Source organism: Streptomyces sp. col6 (assembly GCF_008042035.1).
GTDB lineage: Bacteria > Actinomycetota > Actinomycetes > Streptomycetales > Streptomycetaceae > Streptomyces.
This window is the reverse complement of the sequence record NZ_RDBL01000038.1, coordinates 1-611: the sequence shown is the minus strand read 5'-3', so window position 1 is coordinate 611 and position 611 is coordinate 1. Positions and strand designations below refer to the sequence as shown.

At 68.6% G+C, this 611-nt stretch carries 1 protein-coding gene; it reads left to right on the top strand.

Annotation, left to right across the window (positions count from 1 at the left end):
• The coding region (locus EAO73_RS34790; protein WP_147975532.1) for an electron transfer flavoprotein subunit beta/FixA family protein at positions 1 to 608 on the top strand (608 nt) is incomplete at its 5' end.
• Positions 609 to 611 lie beyond the last annotated feature (3 nt).

Here is a 611-nt window from a genome sequence, read left to right as displayed (position 1 = left end):
CCGTGTTGACGGTGGGTCCGGAGGATGCCAAGGACGCGTTGCGCAAGGCGTTGTCGATGGGTGCGGACAAGGCGGTTCACGTCGAGGACGACGATCTGCACGGTACGGACGCGCTGGGGACGTCGCTGGTGCTGGCGAAGGCGGTCGAGGAGACCGGGTACGACCTGGTGATCTCGGGTATGGCGTCGACGGACGGCACGATGGGTGTGGTTCCGGCGCTGCTGGCGGAGCGGCTGGGTGTGCCGCAGGTGACGTTGCTGTCGCAGGTGTCCGTCGAGGGTGGTGTGGTGCGGGGGCGTCGTGACGGGGACAGTGCGTCGGAGGAGCTGGAGGCGTCGCTGCCGGCGGTGGTGTCGGTGACCGACCAGTCGGGTGAGGCCCGTTACCCGTCGTTCAAGGGGATCATGGCGGCGAAGAAGAAGCCGGTGAAGTCCCTGGATCTGGACGACCTGGGGATCGACGCGGACGAGGTGGGTCTGGCGGGTGCGTGGACCGCGGTCGATTCCGCGACCGAGCGTCCGGCCCGTACCGCGGGCACGATCGTGAAGGACGAGGGCGAGGGCGGCAAGCAGCTGGCCGAGTTCCTGGCCGGCCAGAAGTTCATCTAGCCC